Annotated in this window: 17 protein-coding genes; 6 read left to right on the top strand and 11 right to left on the bottom strand. The window is 57.7% G+C overall.

What is annotated here, in order from left to right; genetic code table 11:
* Position 1: 1 nt before the first annotated feature.
* From ribB to KKW20_RS07540, 3 genes are all read right to left on the bottom strand, one after another.
* Positions 2 to 1,132, bottom strand: coding sequence for a 3,4-dihydroxy-2-butanone-4-phosphate synthase (gene ribB, locus KKW20_RS07550; RefSeq protein ID WP_214567254.1), 1,131 nt, complete (start codon positions 1,130 to 1,132; stop codon positions 2 to 4).
* Between the two features lie 161 nt (positions 1,133 to 1,293).
* Positions 1,294 to 2,283 carry an MBL fold metallo-hydrolase gene (locus KKW20_RS07545; protein WP_214567253.1) on the bottom strand — a complete coding sequence of 330 codons (990 nt, stop codon included), beginning with the start codon at positions 2,281 to 2,283 and terminating at the stop codon, positions 1,294 to 1,296.
* Positions 2,284 to 2,373: 90 nt separating this feature from the next.
* Positions 2,374 to 2,961: a riboflavin synthase gene (locus KKW20_RS07540; RefSeq protein WP_214567252.1), complete on the bottom strand. Its 588-nt coding sequence runs from the start codon at positions 2,959 to 2,961 to the stop codon at positions 2,374 to 2,376.
* 255 nt (positions 2,962 to 3,216) lie between these two features.
* Here KKW20_RS07540 and KKW20_RS07535 point away from each other — a divergent pair, with 255 nt between their 5' ends.
* The 3 genes from KKW20_RS07535 (at position 3,217) to KKW20_RS07525 (ending at position 7,827) form a co-directional block, all read left to right on the top strand.
* Positions 3,217 to 4,509 carry a capsule biosynthesis protein gene (locus KKW20_RS07535; protein ID WP_214567251.1) on the top strand — a complete coding sequence of 431 codons (1,293 nt, stop codon included), beginning with the start codon at positions 3,217 to 3,219 and terminating at the stop codon, positions 4,507 to 4,509.
* Positions 4,510 to 4,621: 112 nt separating this feature from the next.
* Positions 4,622 to 5,752 carry a polysaccharide biosynthesis/export family protein gene (locus tag KKW20_RS07530; RefSeq protein WP_214567336.1) on the top strand — a complete coding sequence of 377 codons (1,131 nt, stop codon included), beginning with the start codon at positions 4,622 to 4,624 and terminating at the stop codon, positions 5,750 to 5,752.
* Positions 5,753 to 5,766: 14 nt separating this feature from the next.
* The gene (locus KKW20_RS07525; protein WP_214567335.1) at positions 5,767 to 7,827 is read left to right on the top strand and encodes a capsular polysaccharide biosynthesis protein; all 2,061 of its coding nucleotides are present in this window, start codon (positions 5,767 to 5,769) and stop codon (positions 7,825 to 7,827) included.
* Positions 7,828 to 7,843: 16 nt separating this feature from the next.
* Here KKW20_RS07525 and ribD read toward each other — a convergent pair whose 3' ends face one another.
* The 8 genes from ribD to KKW20_RS07485 all read right to left on the bottom strand — a co-directional run bounded on the left by ribD (position 7,844) and on the right by KKW20_RS07485 (position 15,475).
* Positions 7,844 to 8,914, bottom strand: coding sequence for a bifunctional diaminohydroxyphosphoribosylaminopyrimidine deaminase/5-amino-6-(5-phosphoribosylamino)uracil reductase RibD (gene ribD, locus KKW20_RS07520; RefSeq protein WP_214567250.1), 1,071 nt, complete (start codon positions 8,912 to 8,914; stop codon positions 7,844 to 7,846).
* A gap of 14 nt (positions 8,915 to 8,928) precedes the next feature.
* On the bottom strand, positions 8,929 to 9,402 hold the full coding sequence (gene nrdR, locus KKW20_RS07515) for a transcriptional regulator NrdR (RefSeq protein WP_214567249.1): 474 nt from the start codon (positions 9,400 to 9,402) through the stop codon (positions 8,929 to 8,931).
* A gap of 174 nt (positions 9,403 to 9,576) precedes the next feature.
* Positions 9,577 to 10,002 carry a secondary thiamine-phosphate synthase enzyme YjbQ gene (locus tag KKW20_RS07510; protein WP_214567248.1) on the bottom strand — a complete coding sequence of 142 codons (426 nt, stop codon included), beginning with the start codon at positions 10,000 to 10,002 and terminating at the stop codon, positions 9,577 to 9,579.
* A gap of 5 nt (positions 10,003 to 10,007) precedes the next feature.
* Positions 10,008 to 10,286: an HlyU family transcriptional regulator gene (locus KKW20_RS07505; protein WP_214567247.1), complete on the bottom strand. Its 279-nt coding sequence runs from the start codon at positions 10,284 to 10,286 to the stop codon at positions 10,008 to 10,010.
* A gap of 84 nt (positions 10,287 to 10,370) precedes the next feature.
* Positions 10,371 to 10,679 (bottom strand): hypothetical protein, encoded by a 309-nt coding sequence (locus KKW20_RS07500; RefSeq protein WP_214567246.1) that lies wholly within the window; start codon positions 10,677 to 10,679, stop codon positions 10,371 to 10,373.
* A 51-nt stretch (positions 10,680 to 10,730) separates the two neighbouring features.
* Entirely contained in the window at positions 10,731 to 12,713 is a 1,983-nt protein-coding gene (gene rpoD, locus KKW20_RS07495) for an RNA polymerase sigma factor RpoD (RefSeq protein WP_214567245.1), read from the bottom strand.
* Between the two features lie 156 nt (positions 12,714 to 12,869).
* Positions 12,870 to 14,837: a DNA primase gene (gene dnaG / locus KKW20_RS07490; protein ID WP_214567244.1), complete on the bottom strand. Its 1,968-nt coding sequence runs from the start codon at positions 14,835 to 14,837 to the stop codon at positions 12,870 to 12,872.
* A gap of 50 nt (positions 14,838 to 14,887) precedes the next feature.
* Complete coding sequence (locus KKW20_RS07485) at positions 14,888 to 15,475, bottom strand: TetR/AcrR family transcriptional regulator (protein ID WP_214567243.1); 588 nt, start codon at positions 15,473 to 15,475, stop codon at positions 14,888 to 14,890.
* Positions 15,476 to 15,714: 239 nt separating this feature from the next.
* On the opposite strand from KKW20_RS07485, the gene KKW20_RS07480 reads away from it, so the two are divergent.
* The 3 genes from KKW20_RS07480 (at position 15,715) to glpX (ending at position 18,806) form a co-directional block, all read left to right on the top strand.
* Positions 15,715 to 16,014, top strand: coding sequence for a hypothetical protein (locus KKW20_RS07480; protein ID WP_214567242.1), 300 nt, complete (start codon positions 15,715 to 15,717; stop codon positions 16,012 to 16,014).
* 183 nt (positions 16,015 to 16,197) lie between these two features.
* Positions 16,198 to 17,502 (top strand): homoserine dehydrogenase, encoded by a 1,305-nt coding sequence (locus KKW20_RS07475; protein WP_214567241.1) that lies wholly within the window; start codon positions 16,198 to 16,200, stop codon positions 17,500 to 17,502.
* A gap of 332 nt (positions 17,503 to 17,834) precedes the next feature.
* Positions 17,835 to 18,806, top strand: coding sequence for a class II fructose-bisphosphatase (gene glpX, locus KKW20_RS07470; RefSeq protein ID WP_214567240.1), 972 nt, complete (start codon positions 17,835 to 17,837; stop codon positions 18,804 to 18,806).
* Positions 18,807 to 18,809 lie beyond the last annotated feature (3 nt).

Here is an 18,809-nt window from a genome sequence, read left to right as displayed (position 1 = left end):
CTTATTTCTCCTGAATGGGGCGGGTGCCGGTGATGTTCAGACCATAGGCGTCAAGCCCCACATAGCGCGTTTCCGGGCTGTCGGTCAGAAGGATCATATCGGTCAGACCCAAGGTCGACAGGATCTGTGATCCAAGACCGATTTGGCGCACAATTTGCGGACCTTCTTCGTCATCTGCATGCAGCGTTTTGCGCGGCTCGCGGAACAGACACACAACGCCGCGCCCCTCATCGGCAATGATTTTCATCGCACGCGGAAGCTCGTCTGCGGGCTTGGGACCAAGGCCCAACACATCCTGCGCTTCGGTCAGCGCATGGGTGCGCACCAGCACCGGCGCGTCAGTGGAAATATCGCCTTTGATCAACGCCACATGTTCGATGTCATGGGTCAGATCGGTGAAAATCCGCATCTCCCAATCGCCACCGAATTCAGAGGTGATCGCCTCGCGGCCGGTTTCCCGCACAAGGTTGTCGTGGCGACGACGATAGGCGATGAGGTCAGAGATCGTACCGATCTTCATCCCGTGTTTCTTAGCAATTTCAACAAGTTCCGGAAGGCGTGCCATGGTGCCATCTTCGTTCATAATCTCGCAGATCACGCCCGATGGGTTGCGCCCGGCAAGGCGGGCGAGGTCCACGGCGGCTTCGGTATGACCGGCACGCACCAGCACCCCGCCGTTGCGCGCACGCAGCGGAAAGACGTGCCCGGGGGTGGCGATCTCTGCCGGGCCGTTTGCCGGGTCAATTGCGGTTTCCACCGTCAGCGCACGATCCCCTGCTGAAATGCCTGTGGTCACCCCTTCGCGCGCCTCAATCGACACGGTGAACGCGGTTTCGTGACGCGAGGAGTTGTGCATTGCCATCATCGGCAGGCCCAGTTCCTCGACCCGGCGCGCTTCCATCGGCAGGCAGATCAGCCCGCGGCCATAAGTGGCCATGAAGTTCACCGCCGCCGCATCGCAGGCATCCGCGGGAATGACAAAATCGCCCTCGTTTTCACGGTCTTCGTGATCGACCAGAATGATCATCCGGCCTTTGCGGGCCTCTTCAATGATCTCAGCTGCGCTGGAAATGGCGCCGCTTAATCCAGCCTCAACCGGGCCCGGCGTTTCATATGTGGTGCTGTCGCTCATGTCAGGGTCCCCAGCTGTCAGTGGATTTCGTGCAAAAAGATGGCTGTTGGCCCGCAATACCTTAGCGCACAGGCCAAGGAAAGCCCAAACGCGACGTCTTTCTGCGCATCTGCGCGAATGAAATGTGCAAATTTCGCGTGCAGCGCCTGTTCAGCTCTGGGTTAGAATTTCCACAGCGCCGGGACAAAGTCATAAACGTCACCATCCCGTCTCACATGGCCCACGCCGGGGAAGGGGAAATGGTATCCCAGCACCGCAACACGGTCGGTTGCGGCCATATCCAACAGGCGTTTGCGGGTGGCGACTGTCATTTCGCCGTCCGCATCAAAGCCATTGTACCAGTTGGGTTTGCGGAAATTGAGGTAGGGGTTTGAAAGGGAATCCCCCACTGCGATCAGCATCTTACCATCGCTTTCGACCTGAACCGACATATGGCCCGGCGTGTGACCGGGGCTGTCGATCAAGCGGATGCCGGGTGCGATTTCAGCCCCCCCCTGCACCAATGTCCACTCCAGCCCCTCAGCGGTGATCGAGTTCACGGCGCCAAGCACCACCGATTGTTCGGTCGGCGCGACACGGTTCACCAGATCGTCCTGCATCCAATGGGCATGTTCCGCCTCGCCCATCACATATTCGGCGTCGGTGAAAATCGGCTCGTCAAAATCATCGCGAATGCCCCAGATATGGTCGGGGTGCGCGTGGGTAATGGCGACATGTGTGATGCTGCCTGGATCAATACCAGCGGCGTCCAGATTGCCCATCAAAGCACCGGTGGTGTCAGCAAACCGGTTGCCCGATCCCACATCAACCAGCACCTTTGCATCCCCCAGTTCGATGAACATGTGATTGGTATGGGAATAACCTTCGTCTGTCGGCATAAAGTGTTCAGCCAAAAACGCCAGCTTTTCCGCCTCAGGCGCGTTGATCGCTTGGCCGGACATTGGAATGGGGAACCAACCATCTGAAACCACAGTGATTTTCGCCTGCCCCATGGTGAAGCTGAAATGCGAGGGGTTGGTGGTGTCGGGCGCGCCAAAGGCCTGTGCAGTCTGTGCCGACAATCCCCCCATCGCAAAGGCGGGGGCAGCGGCGGCAAGGCGCAAGACATCGCGTCTTTGCAGGAGTGTGCGGGTCGGTTTGATCAGGCTCATGGCAGGCTCCCATATGGTTCACCTGTTAACATATGCGCATATGGGAATTTATGGAAAGCCCTTTTTAAGGGACGCTTTGGTGATGCCGTATTAGCCGTAATCCGCCAGCCGCGCCACATAACGCGCCAATGTGTCGATCTCAAGATTCACAGCGTCGCCCACCTTGGCCTGCCCCCAGTTTGTCACCTCTTTGGTGTGGGAAATGAGGTTCACGCCAAAGGTGTCCCCCTCCACTTCGTTCACCGTCAGAGAGGTGCCGTTTAACGCGACCGAGCCTTTGGGTGCGATGAAACGCGCAAGCGCTGAGGGGGCTTTGAATGAAACGCGGGTGCTGTCGCCCTCGATGGTCATCGCGGTGATTTCAGCCACCCCGTCCACATGGCCCGACACAATGTGCCCGCCCAACTCGTCGCCCACCTTTAAGGCGCGTTCCAGGTTGACCCGGTGGCCTACCTCCCACGCGCCAAGATTGGTCTTTGAGACGGTTTCAGCCGAGATATCAACGTCATACCACCCATCCCCGATGGAAACGACGGTCAAACACACCCCATCCGAAGCAATCGACGCCCCAAGATCAATTCCCGTCGTGTCATAAGAGGTTTCAATCCGCGCGCGCAGATCGCCCGCTTTTTCCAGCGCAGCCACGCGCCCCACATCGGTGATGATCCCAGTAAACATGAGCGTCTTCCTTCTGATTTGTCACAGACCTAGCGCGCGCCCTGCCCTTTGCCAATCCCCAGCCTTTTCACTGGCGCGCAAAAAATCATTGCCGCTCATCAAAACTTTAGAATTGCAATGAATGATAAGATCTGCGGTATTGCGGCCATATTTTCGCCCCACGCGTCCGTTATGACGGGTTTGGGTTTAAGGCGCCCTTCGGGTGGCTTATAAGAAAAGCAACCGCGCCTGAGACGCGGATAAAGGTGAATTGGAATGAACGTGGTGACGGGTAAACAACGCAAATTCCTGTTTTTGCAGGGACCGCACGGGCCGTTTTTTGCGCGCCTTGGTCGGATGATGCGTGCCGCCGGTGCCGAAGTGTGGCGGGTTGGCTTCAACCGGGGCGATCAGGCGTTTTGGCGCGATCACGCCAGCTATATCCCCTTTACCGAAGCCCAAGAACTCTGGTCCGAGCGCTTTTCAGACATTCTGACCGACAAGGCCATCACCGACATTGTCCTTTATGGCGACACCCGCCCCATTCACGCCCAAGCCGTTGAAATTGCGCGCAAACGCGGCATTGGCATTCATGTGTTTGAAGAGGGATATTTGCGCCCGTACTGGGTGACTTATGAACGCGGCGGGTCAAACGGCAATTCCGCGCTGATGAACACGTCTATCAAGGATATGCAAACGGTTCTGGCGGATGCGGAGCTTGATTTGCCCGAAGCCCCCGCCCACTGGGGCGACATGCGCCACCATGTGTTTTACGGCGCGCTCTATCATTGGTTCGTGATGTTTCGAAACGGACAATATGCCAATTTCCGGCCCCACCGCGCGCTATCGGTTGGCAAAGAATTCAAACTGTATCTGCGTCGCCTTTTGTTGATGCCCGCCCAGTCTTTTGAACGCCGCGCGGCCACCTTGCGGATCAAATACGGCGGCTTTCCCTATCATCTGGTGTTGTTGCAGCTGGAACATGACAGCAGCTTTCAAATGCACAGCCCTTTTTCCACCATGACCGAATTTCTGGGGGTTGTGATGGACGGCTTTGTCCAAGGCGCCGCTCCGCATCACCATCTCGTCTTCAAGGCGCACCCGCTTGAGGATGGACGCGCCCCAGTTCGACGTGAAATCAAACGCTTAGCGCGCGAACATGGTGTCGAAGATCGGGTGCATTACGTGCGCGGAGGTAAGCTCGCGCAGCTTTTGAACCATGCGCGCAGCGTGGTCACCGTAAACTCCACCGCCGCCCAACAGGCGCTCTGGCGCGGACTGCCAACCAAAGTGTTTGGCCATGCGGTCTACGCCAAAGCCGAGTTTGTCTCGACCCAGACCCTGCCGGCGTTTTTCACCCAACCCATGCGCCCTGACAGCCGTGCCTATCGCGACTATCGCCATTATTTGCTGGAAACCAGTCAGGTGCCCGGCGGGTTTTATTCCGCGCGCGGGCGACGCCAATTGATGCGGCAAGTCGTGGATATGATGCTGGCAGAGCATGATCCCTATGACGCCCTGTCAAAAGGCACAGCGGCACCGCGGCAACAGTTGCATGTTGTGAAGTAGCCACACCGCAAGGAAGTGCTGGATTTCACAGGGCTTCTCACCTATTCTCCCCCTAAAGAACAAAAGAAAACCGAGGCAATCCTCCAATAAAGGAGCCCGAGCAGTGACTAAAATGGGCAGAACTATTGCGCGCCGAGCCGCGCTTTTTGCATTGGCAGGCGCCGTCGCCGCCTGTGGGTTGCCGCGCGTTGGCCCCAGCAAATCTGAAATTTATGCAGGCAGTGTTGAACGTCAGGGCGATGCATTTATCGTGTCAGTCAACGACCGTGTGACCCGCGCAACCGCCGTGGTCCCCGCATTAGGGTTCAGCGAGAAATTCCAAAACGCATCCGTGGTGGGGTCTGATACGATCCGCGCCGGTGACACGCTTGGCATCGCGATCTGGGAAAACGTCGAAGACGGTATCTTGACCACCGCAGGCGCACCAGCGTCACTGGATGAGGTCCAGGTGGATGGATCTGGGTATATCTTCATACCTTACGCTGGCCGCATTCGTGCCGCAGGCAACAGCCCCGAAGCCATTCGCCGCATCGTGACAGAAAAGCTGGCCAGCCAGACCCCTGACCCGCAGGTCATGGTCCGTCGCTTGGCGGGGGATGGGTCCACCGTCACCCTGACCGGCGCCATCGCAGGCCAAGGGGTTTACCCGATTGAGCGCCCCACCCGCACGCTAAACGCCATGTTGGCGCGCGCAGGTGGTGTTGCTGTCTCGTCCGAGATTGCCAAGGTGAAAATCATTCGGGGTGATCAAACTGGCGAGATTTGGTTCGAAGATCTGTTTCATGACCCGAAACTGGATATTGCGCTGCGTGGCGGCGACCGAATTTTGGTCGAAGAAGACAGCCGCTCTTATACCGCCCTTGGGGCAACGGGCGCGCAAAACCGCGTGAAATTTGACACCAAAACCCTGTCCGCCATTGAGGCGATTGCTCAGGTCGGTGGTCTTCAAAGCGCAATTGCCGACCCAACCGGCGTCTTTGTCTTCCGCAACGAAGCAGCAGAGATCGCCAACCAAGTTCTGGGACGGACCGATCTGATCGGCGCACAGCGTATGGTTTACGTGCTGAACCTGACCGAACCCAACGGCATGTTCATGGCGCGTGACTTTGTAATCCGCGATGGTGACACCGTGTATGTGACCGAAGCGCCTTATGTCCAATGGACGAAGGTTCTGTCGGCGATCACTGGCTCGCTGTCCAGCGCCGGATCCATCACATCGCTGGCCAACTCGGTGGGCGGCTAGCCCTCCGGTTGACCATGGATCTTGATTTGAAAAACACAGATGCCGCCAGGGAGCCCACTTCCCGGCGGCTTTATGTTTACAACGGTGGGTTTCTGACCCAGCCACGCATTCGCCGGATCCTGGATCTTGCGGGCTGGGACATTCAGCTTGGCCTGCCCAAAGAGGGTGATTGGGTTGGCACCTGGGGAAAAAGCCCCACCTCGGGACGCGGTGAAAAGGTTTCAAACTGGAAAAACAGCCCGGTTTTGCGCGTTGAAGATGCGTTTTTGCGCTCGGTCCTGCCGGGACGAGGTGGCGAGGGCCCCTTGGGTCTGATGCTCGATGATTTGGGCATGCATTTTGACAGCAGCACCCCCTCGCGCTTGGAAACAATTCTCGCCACAGATCCCCTTGATAACAGTGCATTATTGAACCGTGCGCGGGATGCGATGGCCCGCATTCAGGCCGCGCATTTATCCAAATACAACGCCTTTGACCCAGCTCTCCCCCCACCGACCGCACCTTATGTTCTGGTCATCGACCAAACCTATGGCGATGCCTCGGTGGCCCATTCTGGTGCGTCAGAAGCGCGGTTTCGTGAGATGCTGGTCGAGGCCCGCCTAAGCCACCCCCATGACCGCATCTATATCAAATCCCACCCAGAAACCCAGCATGGGCATCGGGGGGGGTATTACGGTGTTGAGGATGAAAACGATCAGGTCACGCTGATCACAGACCCGATCAGCCCGTGGGAGCTTTTGGCCGGTGCAAAAGCCGTTTACACCGTCAGTTCCGGCATGGGATTCGAGGCGGTTCTGGCCGGCCATAAACCGCGGGTATTCGGCCAACCCTTTTACGCAGGTTGGGGGCTGACCGAAGATGAACACCCCGTAGATCGCCGGCAACGCAAGCTGACCCGCGCGCAGCTTTTTGCCGCCGCCATGATCCTTTTTCCCACATGGTATGATCCCCACCGTGATCAACTTTGCGAGCTTGAAACCGTGATTGATATGCTTGAGGCACGCAGCCGTGCATGGCGAGAGGACCATCGGGGCTATGTGGCCACCGGAATGCGGCTTTGGAAACGCAAGCCGCTGGCGCAGTTCTTCCACGCCAACCACGCGATGATTTTTGACGACAGACCCGAGCGCGCCGCCAAAGGCGCATATGATATCGCCCGGCCGCTGATGGTTTGGGCAGGCAAAGAACGACCGGAACACAGCACACACACACCGCCCTTGCGCATCGAAGACGGCTTTTTGCGCTCGCGTGGCTTGGGGGCGGCACTGACCCCCCCTCTCTCGTTGGTGCGTGATGATCTGGGGATCTATTACGACCCCACACGAGAAAGCCGGTTAGAGCGTTTCATTGCCGCCAGCCCCAATTTGCCGACCCAAGCACATGTGCGCGCTGATCGTCTGATCACGCGCCTGACACAACAGCGGATCGGCAAGTATAATCTGGCCTGCGCCGCACCGGATCTCAGCCATCTTCCCAAAGGCAAACGCATCCTTGTGCCTGGTCAAGTCGAAGATGATGCCTCCATCCAACTGGGCACCACAGAGGTTTCCACCAATCTCGCGCTGCTTCAACGCACCCGCGCCGACAATCCAAACGCAGTGATCATCTACAAACCCCACCCCGATGTCGAAGCGGGGTTGCGCGATGGGCAGGTTGCCCCCGAAGACCTGGCCAACCTTGCGGATTTTGTCGCCCATGACGCCGATCATATGGCCCTCATCGGCGATGTGGATGAGGTCTGGACCATGACGTCGACCCTCGGGTTCGAAGCATTGATCCGTAAGGTTCCTGTCACCTGTCTGGGCGCACCGTTTTATGCGGGCTGGGGGCTGACACGCGATCTGGGTCAGGTGCCGGCCCGCCGCCATGCGCGCCCCAGCCTGACGGCGCTGGTTCATGCCACATTGCTTGATTATCCACGTTATTTTGACCCGAAGATCAACGCGGCGTGTCCCGTCGAAGTGGTCGTGGATCGTCTGGTAGCCGGAGATGTCCCCGCCCCCGGTCGCGCCAATCGCATTTTGGCAAAACTGCAAGGAATTTTCGCAAGTTACGCCCATTTGTGGCGACGGTAATCTGCGCGAAAATCGGTTATCGCCGCGCCCAGCGGTGCAACACATCCCCGCCCAAGGCGCGTGTTTCGATCAAGGCAAAGCGTGGCGCAACCGCAAGCCGATTGACCCCCATCGCAGCCACTGATGCGCGCCCTTCTGCCCCCAATACAAGCCCAGCGGTAAAGCCGACCAGTTCATCCACCAGACCAGCCTTAAGCAATGATGCCGCGAGCCCTCCGCCGCCCTCGCAAAAGACGCGGGTCAGGCCCAGCTTGCCAAGCTCATTCAGAACGGAGGCCGGGGACAATGCCCCCTGGACCTCGGACACCGAAACCATCTGCGCACCTAAATCGCGCCAGACGTCCAGCAACTCTTTCGGGGCATGCGGGCCATGACAAATAATGACCGGCACATCGCGCGCGCCTGCGGCCAATTTTCCGGACAACGGCAGATCCAACTGACGTGACAGAACGATGCGGGTGGGTTGATGCGTCACCCCCAAATCGCGCACGGTTAAGGTTGGGTCATCATCACGGGCCGTGCCCGCCCCCACCATCACCGCATCGTGTCGCGCCCGCAAAGCGTGAACATAACGGCGTGCCTCTGGCCCGGTGATCCACTGGCTTTCGCCCGTCGCCGTTGCAATCCGCCCATCAAAGCTATTGGCCAGTTTCAGGGTCACAAAGGGGCGGGTTTCGGTGGTTTTGAGCAAGAACCCTGCGTGATCTCGCGCGGCCTCTTCGGCGCATACGCCAATCGAGACCTCAATCCCAGCGGCGCGCAGCATTGCATGCCCGCCGCCGTCTACCCGAGGGTCCGGATCGCCCAGAGCCACAACCACACGGGCAATGCCCGCGTCAATCAGCGCCTGTGCGCAAGGGGGGGTTTGGCCGTGATGGGCGCAGGGTTCCAAGGTGACATAGGCCGTGGCGCCGCGTGCTTTGATGCCAGCTTGGGCAAGCGCCATAACTTCGCCGTGGGGTCGTCCACCGGGTTGGGTCCATCCGCGACCGATAATGCGCGCGTCTTTCACCACAACACATCCCACCGCGGGATTAGGTGCACAACGCCCTTGCCCACGCCGCCCCAAGGACAGCGCGAGCCTCATGTATCTTACGTCATTCACGCGTCGTCTTCAGGAGAGATATTCGGGCGCAACTCGCTGACAAACTTGTCAAAATCATCCGCCGCCTGGAAGTTTTTATAGACCGAGGCGAAGCGCACATAAGCCACCGTGTCGATCCGCGCGAGGCTTTCCATGACAATTTCACCGATGGTTTTTGACGGAATATCCGTCTCGCCCATGCTTTCCAAACGGCGCACGATGCCAGAAATCATCTGATCAATGCGTTCCGGTTCCACCGGGCGTTTTTGCATGGAAATCCGGATCGAGCGTTCCAGCTTTTCGCGATCAAAGTCTTCGCGTCGACCATTGGATTTGATCACCACGAGGTCGCGCAATTGCACGCGTTCATAGGTGGTGAAGCGACCGCCACAGGCCGGGCAAAACCGTCGCCTGCGAATGGCAACATGGTCTTCAGCCGGGCGGCTGTCTTTTACTTGGGTGTCGATATTACCGCAAAACGGACAGCGCATTTGGGCGTCCCTCTCTTTGTTCTTATTGCCTCATCATCTGGGTCTAAACATGGGTCTTTGCCCACTTATCCACAGGCACTATAGGACAGCCGCTAGGTTTTGTGTAGTGGGTAATATGCACCCCAAGATAGAGAAATACGGATGTCGAGTGGGAAACTGGCGCAATCGCTCCCCTTAGGGGGAGGCAATGACACATGCAGCAACCTGACGGCTGTGTGGCGCGGTGCGATGTTCGAAAAGGTAAAGCCCTTGCCAAGTTCCAAGGGCGAGCTGTCCATCAAATATCGGAATACTTAAACTCACTGGCATCATCGCCGCCTTGATATGGGCAGGCATATCGTCGGGGCCCTCATAGGTATGGGTCAAATAAGACATCTTGGGGTCGGTGGTCGGCGGCACCAATCGGTGGAAAAAGTTGCGCAGGTCCGTCTGCACCTCTGGGTCAGCATTTTCTTGGATGAGCAGTGAACAAGAGGTGTGGCGCACAAAAAGGGTCAGCACACCGTCACGCACGCCCTGCCCGTCGATCCACCGTGTCACATCGCGGGTGAATTCATAAAGGCCTTGGCCACGGGTCTGAACTGTGAAGCTGGTTGCCATGGCACTTACCGGAAAATCCGTTCGCCCATCTGGTCGATGAAGATCTTGGCCTTGCGCAGGCTTTCGGCCTTTGCGTCCTCTTCTGACCCCAACACATCTGCGCGTAGCATTTGGTGGGATTTCAACTCGCCGTCGATTTCCTTCTCGATCCGCGCACCAATGCGATAGCCGCCGGTGTCTTTTGCAGGTTCCGGGTAGATCGCAAAGCCGTAGTGCATTTCGGGCTCAGGCGGGGTTTCGGGTGTTTTGGAGCCGCCGCCGAAGAGTTTGGCGAAGAGGGACATTGGGGGATCCTTTTTTGCGGAAAGATTGACGAGGTTAGAAGCGAGACGCAAGATCCGGATTTCACACCTCTGCCTTGCCCTCTGTTAGCCTTTTCTTACTTTCACTTTCGACGACCATCTCCTGTACACCACTGAGACGAGCTTCGCGACGATCCACACGAATAGCAAATAGACAAGAATGGCGGCAAGAGTAATCGATGCTCCCCCAAAGGCCGTGATCAAAGCCAACCCCATGACAAAGGCAGCAGCCTCATAAAGGGGGAAGACATTAATCAAGCATTCCCCTTCTCGAAATAGAGTACCGCCCGCGCCCAAAACACAATTCATCACCGCAACAATTGGCGCCATGATTAAAATGCCGATCGAGGCATGGAATACGCTGGAGTTTTTCATAATCGGAGCCTGAAACTGAAAAAAATGCCCCCAAACGGGGGCACTTCATCATTACTGATCCAAGAAGCTGCGCAGTTTGCGGCTTCGGCTGGGGTGCTTGAGTTTCCTCAGCGCCTTGGCCTCGATCTGACGGATCCGTTCGCGGGTCACGCTGAACTGTTGGCCCACTTCTTCCAACGTATGGTCGGTGTTCATCCCGATGCCAAAGCGCATCCGCAGGACACGTTCTTCACGCGGGGTTAATGAGGCCAGCACGCGGGTTGTGGTTTCCTTGAGGTTTTCCTGAATGGCGCTGTCGAGTGGCAGCACGGCATTTTTATCCTCAATGAAGTCGCCCAATTGGCTGTCTTCTTCGTCGCCAATTGGCGTTTCCAGCGAGATCGGTTCTTTGGCGATTTTCATCACCTTGCGCACTTTCTCAAGCGGCATTTGCAGCTTTTCAGCGAGCTCTTCTGGCGTTGGTTCACGGCCAATTTCATGCAGCATCTGACGACCGGTCCGCACCAGCTTGTTGATCGTTTCGATCATATGCACTGGAATACGAATTGTGCGCGCCTGATCCGCGATCGAGCGCGTGATGGCCTGACGGATCCACCAGGTTGCATAGGTCGAGAATTTATAGCCGCGACGGTATTCAAACTTGTCCACGGCCTTCATCAGACCAATGTTACCTTCTTGAATAAGATCAAGGAATTGCAATCCGCGGTTGGTGTATTTCTTGGCAATCGAAATCACCAAGCGAAGGTTGGCTTCGACCATTTCTTTCTTGGCCTGGCGCGCTTCTTTTTCACCCTTTTGAACCTGCTGCACAATGCGGCGGAATTCGGGGATGTCGACGCCGACATATTGGCCAACTTGCGCCATATCACCGCGCAGATTTTCCACTTTGTCGGTGGATTTCTCGATAAAGCCCTGCCACGCCCGGCCGGTCTTTTCGCGCATGTCATCCAGCCAAGTGGGGTCAAGTTCACGACCACGATAGGCGTCGATGAATTCCCGGCGGTTGATCCGCGCTTGGTCGGCCAGTTTCACCATTGAACTGTCGATCTGCATGATGCGACGGTTGATGCCGTAAAGCTGGTCAATCAGCGCTTCAATCCGGTTATTGTGCAGGTGCAATTCATTCACCATCAGCACGATTTCCGACCTGAGTTTTTGATATGCCTTTTCTTCTTTGTCCGTGAAGCTATCATCTTCGTTGAGCGTCGCGCTCATCCGCAGATCCTGCATTTCCGACAGCATCGTATAGTCGCGCGCAATCAACTCCAGCGTTTCCAAAACGCGGGGTTTAAGGGCGGCTTCCATCGCGGCCAGCGACATGTTGGCCTGCTCGTCTTCGTCGTCATCATCATCGGTGGTCAACGGATTGCCGTCAGCATCCAATTCTTGGGCTGCTTCCTTTTTCTCCGTTTCCGGGGCACCGGGAGCGTTCCCCCCTGCCACGATCGGCTCTTCCTCATCTTCTTCAAGTGAATTGCCAAAGGTTGCATCCAGATCGATCACGTCACGCAGCAAAATATCTTCGCTCAGAAGTTCGTCGCGCCAAATGGTGATCGCTTGAAATGTCAGCGGGCTTTCACAAAGCCCAGAAATCATCGTGTTGCGCCCGGCCTCGATCCGCTTGGCAATGGCGATTTCGCCCTCGCGCGACAAGAGTTCGACAGAGCCCATTTCGCGCAGATACATGCGCACAGGATCATCGGTGCGATCAAGCTTTTCCGTGTCCGCCCCAGCAAGGGTGATTTCCCCGCCGGCGTTTTTCACGACCACATCGGTGGTCCCTTTGTCATCGTCATCGGCGTCTTCATCTTCGATGATGTTGATGCCCATTTCAGACAGCATCGACATAACATCTTCGATTTGTTCCGAGCTTACCTGATCGGGGGGCAGCACCTGATTAAGCTGATCATACGTGATGTACCCTTTTTCACGGGCTTCGGCGATCATCTTTTTGACGGCGGCCTGGCTCATATCGCCCATCTGGTCGGCGTCTTGGTCGTCCTTGCGGTCCGTGGCGGTGTCTTTGGCGGCCATGGGCTCTCCTTACACGGCTTCCCGATCAAAAGCGATTCGGGGGCATATTGATTCGCAACTTTGATTCGCGTTATCGAATCAAAACATTCAGAACAGTGATTCGCCACCCCATCTATCGCGATTTCTTTGGGGGGTCTGCCATAAAAGGCACATTTTTTAGGAATCACCCTTCTGTTTACTGATATTCAGGGTCGAGATCAGTCGATCCAGCGCGTCGCGTTCATCCCGATCCATCAAAAGGCCATTCTCCGCGCGCTCATATGTGGTCTTATCCTCAGACTGGCTGCGGATCGCACGATTGCGCGCCTCAGCCGCCTGCCCCAACCGCCATGTCACCCCCTCGTCGGGCAGCGCATCCAGATCATGGGCGGCATCCACAATCTCTCGCATTACCCCGCGAATTGCATCCAGCTTTGCCAATTCTTCGGTCAAACAGGCCGAAACGATATCATCATCCTGCGCGTGGCGAACCGCCGGGGCAATCTGCACATGGTTGAGGCGGAATAGTTTTTCAAGGGGGGCGGCACCAATCTGTGCCACAATGGCATCGCGCAACGTCTCGGGACCATCCAACGCGTGCCGCAGGATCATGCGCTGGATCACGGCATGGTCTGGCCCCGCCATATCAAGGCGCTCGATCTGCGTTTCGCACAACTCCAGCATATCAGGGCGCAGGATCAGCACCGCCAAAATCACCGCTTCGCGCAGGGCTTCTTCAGCCTCGATCCCCGCCCCTGCCAGCAACGAACTTTTGGTGGTCGCCAGCGCCGGTTCCGGCCCTTTTTTCCAACCGGGTTTCCAAGGGGTACGCTTGCCCCCTTTGTCACCAGATTTGGGACGCGCGCGAAACAACTCCCACCGTTTGTCTTTAATGGCTTGACCGTAATGCGCGCGGATCGAGGGATCTGTGATCCGCTTGATCACCTCGCGCAGATCTTTATCCAGGGCCGCTTTGCGTTCTGGGCTGTCAAACACTCTGCCTTCGGTTTCGCGCCGCCACAGCAAATCCACCATCGGGATCGCCTGATCAATCAGCCCCTGCATTGCGGTCACACCAGAGGTTTTCAACACATCGTCGGGATCTTGCCCCTCGGGCATAATTGAAAACCGCAAAGACTTGCCTGCCTCAAGCAGTGGCAAGGCCAGATCAATCACCCGCATCGCGGCGCGCAGACCGGCGGTGTCGCCATCCAGCGCAATGATCGGTTCGGGATTTATGCGCCACATCAGATGCAACTGATCCTCGGTGATGGCGGTGCCAAGCGGGGCCACGGTGGCGTGAAATCCTGCCTCGGACAGGGCGATCACATCCATATAGCCTTCGGCCACAATCAGCGGTTTGCCCTTGCCCGAGGCCTCGCGGGCGGGGCCTTGATTGTAAAGGCTGCGGCCCTTGTCAAACAGCTCAGTTTCAGGCGAATTCAGGTATTTTGCGTTGTCATTAGGGTCCATAGCCCGGCCGCCAAAGGCGATCGTCCGGCCCCGCGCGTCGCGGATCGGAAACATGATCCGGCCACGGAATGTGTCATAGGGTTTGCCGCCTTTTGTGCTGGGTTTGGCAAGGCCCGCCCCAAGGATCAAATCATCCTCGACCCCTTTGGATTTCAGGTGATCCCAAAGCCCCTGCCACGCATCTGGCGCAAATCCGATTGACCAGCGCGCCTGTGCCGCGTCATCTAAACCACGACGGGACAGGTATTCGCGTGCCTCGGTGCCAGCCCCAGTTTTCAGCATCAGCTGGTAATGGCTCACGGCCATGTCCATCACCTCTGCCAGCAATGTGCGGCGGTCTGCTTTTTCCTGTGCGCGCGGGTCACGCGCGGGCATTGGCAATCCGGCCTCACCGGCGAGGATTTCCACCGCTTCCATAAAGCCGACATTCTCGGTGTCTTTCACAAAGGAAATCGCATCCCCTTTGGCGTGGCACCCGAAGCAGTAATAAAACCCCTTGCGGTCATCCACATGAAAAGACGCGGTTTTTTCGTGATGAAAGGGGCAGGGCGCCCACATATCGCCCTTGCCGGGTTGGGATTTTCGCTTGTCCCACATGACCTTTCGCCCAACCACATCGGTCAAGCTTAGGCGCGTGCGCAATTCATCTAGAAATCCGGGTGGCAAAGACATGGCTCTTTATCCGCTTTATCGGAAAGCCTGTCCAGCGGGTATAGCGACGCTTATGCGCCGACGGCCCCACGCACCATATCCCAATAAATATCCGCAACGGCCTCTTGGCTGAGCCGCCCGCCTTCGCGATACCATGTGTTCACCCCGGTCAGCATCGCAATCACCGCCATTGTGGCGAGCCGCGTGTCAGGCACGGACATCACACCCGCGGCACGGCCGGCCTCAAGTATCTGCTCTAATTGCTGTTCATACTGACGGCGCAGGGCTTCGATGGCGGCAAAATTATCCTCTGACAGATTACGAAGTTCCATATAGGCGATGAAGACCGCATCGGGGCGATCGAGGTGAAACTGGATGTGAAACCGGGCAAAATCTTCAAGCTGCTCTAGGGGCGTGGCACGTTGAGGGCGCGCTGACCACGCGGCCAAAAGCTCATCCATATGGGCGCGCATCAGATCAAACAAAAGGCTTTGCTTGTCTTTGGTGTAAAGATACAAGGCCCCGGCCTGCACCCCCACTTCGCTTGCAATCTGGCGCATCGACACGGCCGCAAAGCCGTGATGCGCAAAAAGGTTAAGGGCGGCCGCGCGCACCTTTGGGCCTGTGATTTCGCTGTGGGATCCGGTTTTACGTGCCATCTGTACCTTCCATGGCGCAAGATTAACTGAACAATCGTTCAAATCAAAGCCCGTTCTTAATGCCCAGAGATTGAACACCACGTTTGCCCGTCATGGAGTGCCCCAACAGGCTGCCAACAGGCGGTGTGCGCCATGTCTGCCGACCACCTATGCGCTTTGGGTTGCTCCGGGTTCGATCCGTGGATATGGTCGCGCCAATTCCACCCGCCTGGACAACTGGGCCACCTTTCGAGAGCCAAATGCGCCATATCTTTGAAGCTTTCTGTGTGTGCCTGACCCTTTTGGGGGCTGCCGCCTGTTCAGAAGATCCACTTGTGCGCGCACAAATATCTGACGCGGCGCGCCGTGCGGATTATCCCAAAATTTTACCGCTTAACGCCCTGCTGGCCACACGCCCGGAGCCGGTGGATGTGGTCGCCCTGACGGGGAATCTGTCCAGCCGGGCCGCAACGCTTCGCGCGCGCGCTGCTCGCCTGCGCGGCCCCATTGTGGACACGGCCACGCGGGCGCGGATGCAAGCGGCACTTGAGCGCCACTGATCAGCCAGCGCGCGCCCTGTCACCGCTCTGCGTTCATGTCACATGGTTTTGGGAAACCCCGCGATTTTAATCAGCGCGCATTGCGTCTTGCCCGCCCATTCGCTAGGTCTCGCTGGACAATGATACTGCGCTGCGCGTTTAACCCCCTTTAAAGACCCACAGTAAGACCGCATGGAGACCAACATGAGCGACAATTCCCCAAACCGCCTCCCCCTTCGTCTGGGCATTGCGGGACTTGGCACCGTTGGTATTGGCGTGGTGAAAATCATCCGCCGTCAGGCCCAGCTTTTGCAAGATCGTGCCGGACATCCTGTGGTGATCACCGCTGTTTCTGCCCGTTCGAAAGGGAAAGATCGGGGGGTCGATCTGTCTGCCTATGCGTGGGAAGACGATGCGGTTGAGCTTGCCAAACGTGACGATGTCGACGTGTTTGTAGAGCTGATGGGTGGCCATGAAGGGACCGCAAAAGATGCGGTAGAGGCGGCGATTGCCACGGGCAAAGATGTCGTCACTGCCAACAAAGCGCTGCTCGCGCACCACGGTCACGCGCTGGCGCTGGCAGCCGAGGCCCAGGGCGTGCGCCTTCGTTTTGAGGCGGCAGTGGCCGGCGGCATCCCGGTGATCAAGGCATTGACCGAGGGGCTTGCGGGCAATGAAATCACCCGGATCATGGGGGTGATGAACGGCACCTGCAATTACATCCTGACCCAGATGCAGGCCACTGGGCGGGGATATAATGCGTTGTTTGAGGAATGTGCCGAGCTAGGATATCTGGAGGCGGACCCAAATCTAGATGTGGGCGGCATTGACGCGGGGCACAAGCTTTCCCTGCTCAGCTCAATCGCATTTGGCACACAGGTCAATTTTGAAGCGGTTGAGCTGGAGGGCATTCAGCGAATTCAGCTCGAAGACATCGAACACGCCGCCGAAATGGGCTATCGCATCAAACTTCTTGGTGTGGCGCAAATGACCGGTCGCGGCCTGGAACAGCGCATGTCGCCGTGCCTCGTGCCGGACACATCCCCTTTGGGCCAGCTGGAAGGCGGCACCAATATGATCGTGATCGAAGGCGACGCCGTGGAACAGATCGTGTTGCGCGGTCCGGGGGCCGGCGAAGGCCCCACCGCCAGCGCCGTGTTAGGGGACGTCATGGATATCGCACGCGGCTTTCGGCTGGCGACCTTTGGGCAAGCGGCAACCACATTGCGCCCTGTGACCGGCGTCAAAGCCACCAAACCGGCGCCGTATTATCTGCGGATGGCGTTGTTTGACAAACCGGGTGCGCTGGCAAAAGTGGCCTCTGTGCTGGGTGATGCGGCGGTTTCAATCGACCGGATGCGCCAGATCAGCCATGCGCGCGACAATGCGCCGGTGCTGATCGTGACCCATAAATGCACCCGCGATGCGCTGGACACGGCGATTGCCGGGCTGGCCGACACCGGGGTTGTGGATGGGGTGCCGGTGGCAATCCGGATCGAGGAACAGTAGGGTCGGTTCTTGCCGATCGGCTGGTATTGTGACCGCATCGCGACTGGATATTGGAGTGCGCCGTAAAACGCGCTATCCGAGGTGATCCTGCGTACAATCGCCTTGCATCTCTGTGCCACATTGCCCTTTGGCCGCCCGCCTTCTTTGGCACAGCGTAAGCGACCAGATGACCGCCATTTTGTTTGGGGCCTGCGGCGCAGCCCGGCTGTACAGTCCTATTGAAGTATTTTGGCCAATTGACGTATTTTGCCCGCGCAAGCCCCCTTATGCCTTGCCCTGTAAGGCCGTGGCCTCTAAACCGACCGCAACCGTGATATTCAAGGATCTTTCCCATGGCTGATAAAGTCGTCTTTTCCGATCGAATGCTGTCGCTGGGCCTCGCCCGCGTTTCCGAAGCCGCCGCAATGGCCTCTGCCACGTTGATCGGGCGTGGGGATGAAAAGGCCGCCGACCAGGCCGCAGTGAACGCCATGCGCGACCAGCTGAACCTTTTGGAGATCGAAGGCACCGTTGTCATTGGCGAAGGCGAGCGCGACGAAGCCCCAATGCTTTACATCGGCGAAAAAGTCGGTGCGGGCGAAGGCCCCGCTGTGGACATCGCGCTGGACCCGCTTGAAGGCACCACCCTGACCGCCAAAGACATGCCAAACGCACTGACCGTGATCGCCATGGCGCCGCGCGGCACACTGTTGCACGCCCCAGACGTTTACATGGAAAAACTGGCGATTGGGCCGGGCTATGACAAAGATGTTGTGAGCTTGAAAATGTCCCCTTCCGAACGTGTGCAAGCATTGGCTGCGGCCAAAGGCTGTGCCACCTCGGATATTACCGTTTGTGTCCTGGAACGCCCCCGCCACGAGGCGATGATCGAAGACATCCGGTCAACCGGCGCTGCGATCCGTCTGATCACTGACGGTGACGTGGCCGGTGTGATCCACTGCGCCGAGGCCGAAATCACCGGCATCGACATGTATATGGGTCTGGGTGGCGCGCCCGAAGGCGTTTTGGCCGCTGCCGCTTTGAAATGCATGGGTGGTCAGATGTGGGGGCAGCTGACCTTCCGCAATGATGACGAACGCGGCCGGGCTGCCAAGGCCGGCATCACCGACTTTGACCGCATCTATAACCGCGATGAAATGGTCACCGCTGATGTGATCTTTGCAGCAACGGGCGTGACCGATGGTTCGATCGTATCAGGGATCAAACGCGAGCCGGGGTTCCTGACCACTGAAACCATCCTGATGCGTTCCAAAACGGGCTCCGTTCGGCGGATGAGCTATCGCAATCCGGTTTCAAACGGCTGATAA

The organism is Aliiroseovarius lamellibrachiae, from assembly GCF_018599245.1.
Classification (GTDB): domain Bacteria; phylum Pseudomonadota; class Alphaproteobacteria; order Rhodobacterales; family Rhodobacteraceae; genus Aliiroseovarius; species Aliiroseovarius lamellibrachiae.
Note: the sequence above shows the minus strand (reverse complement) of the source record. Positions and strands in the feature narration are given on the sequence as shown.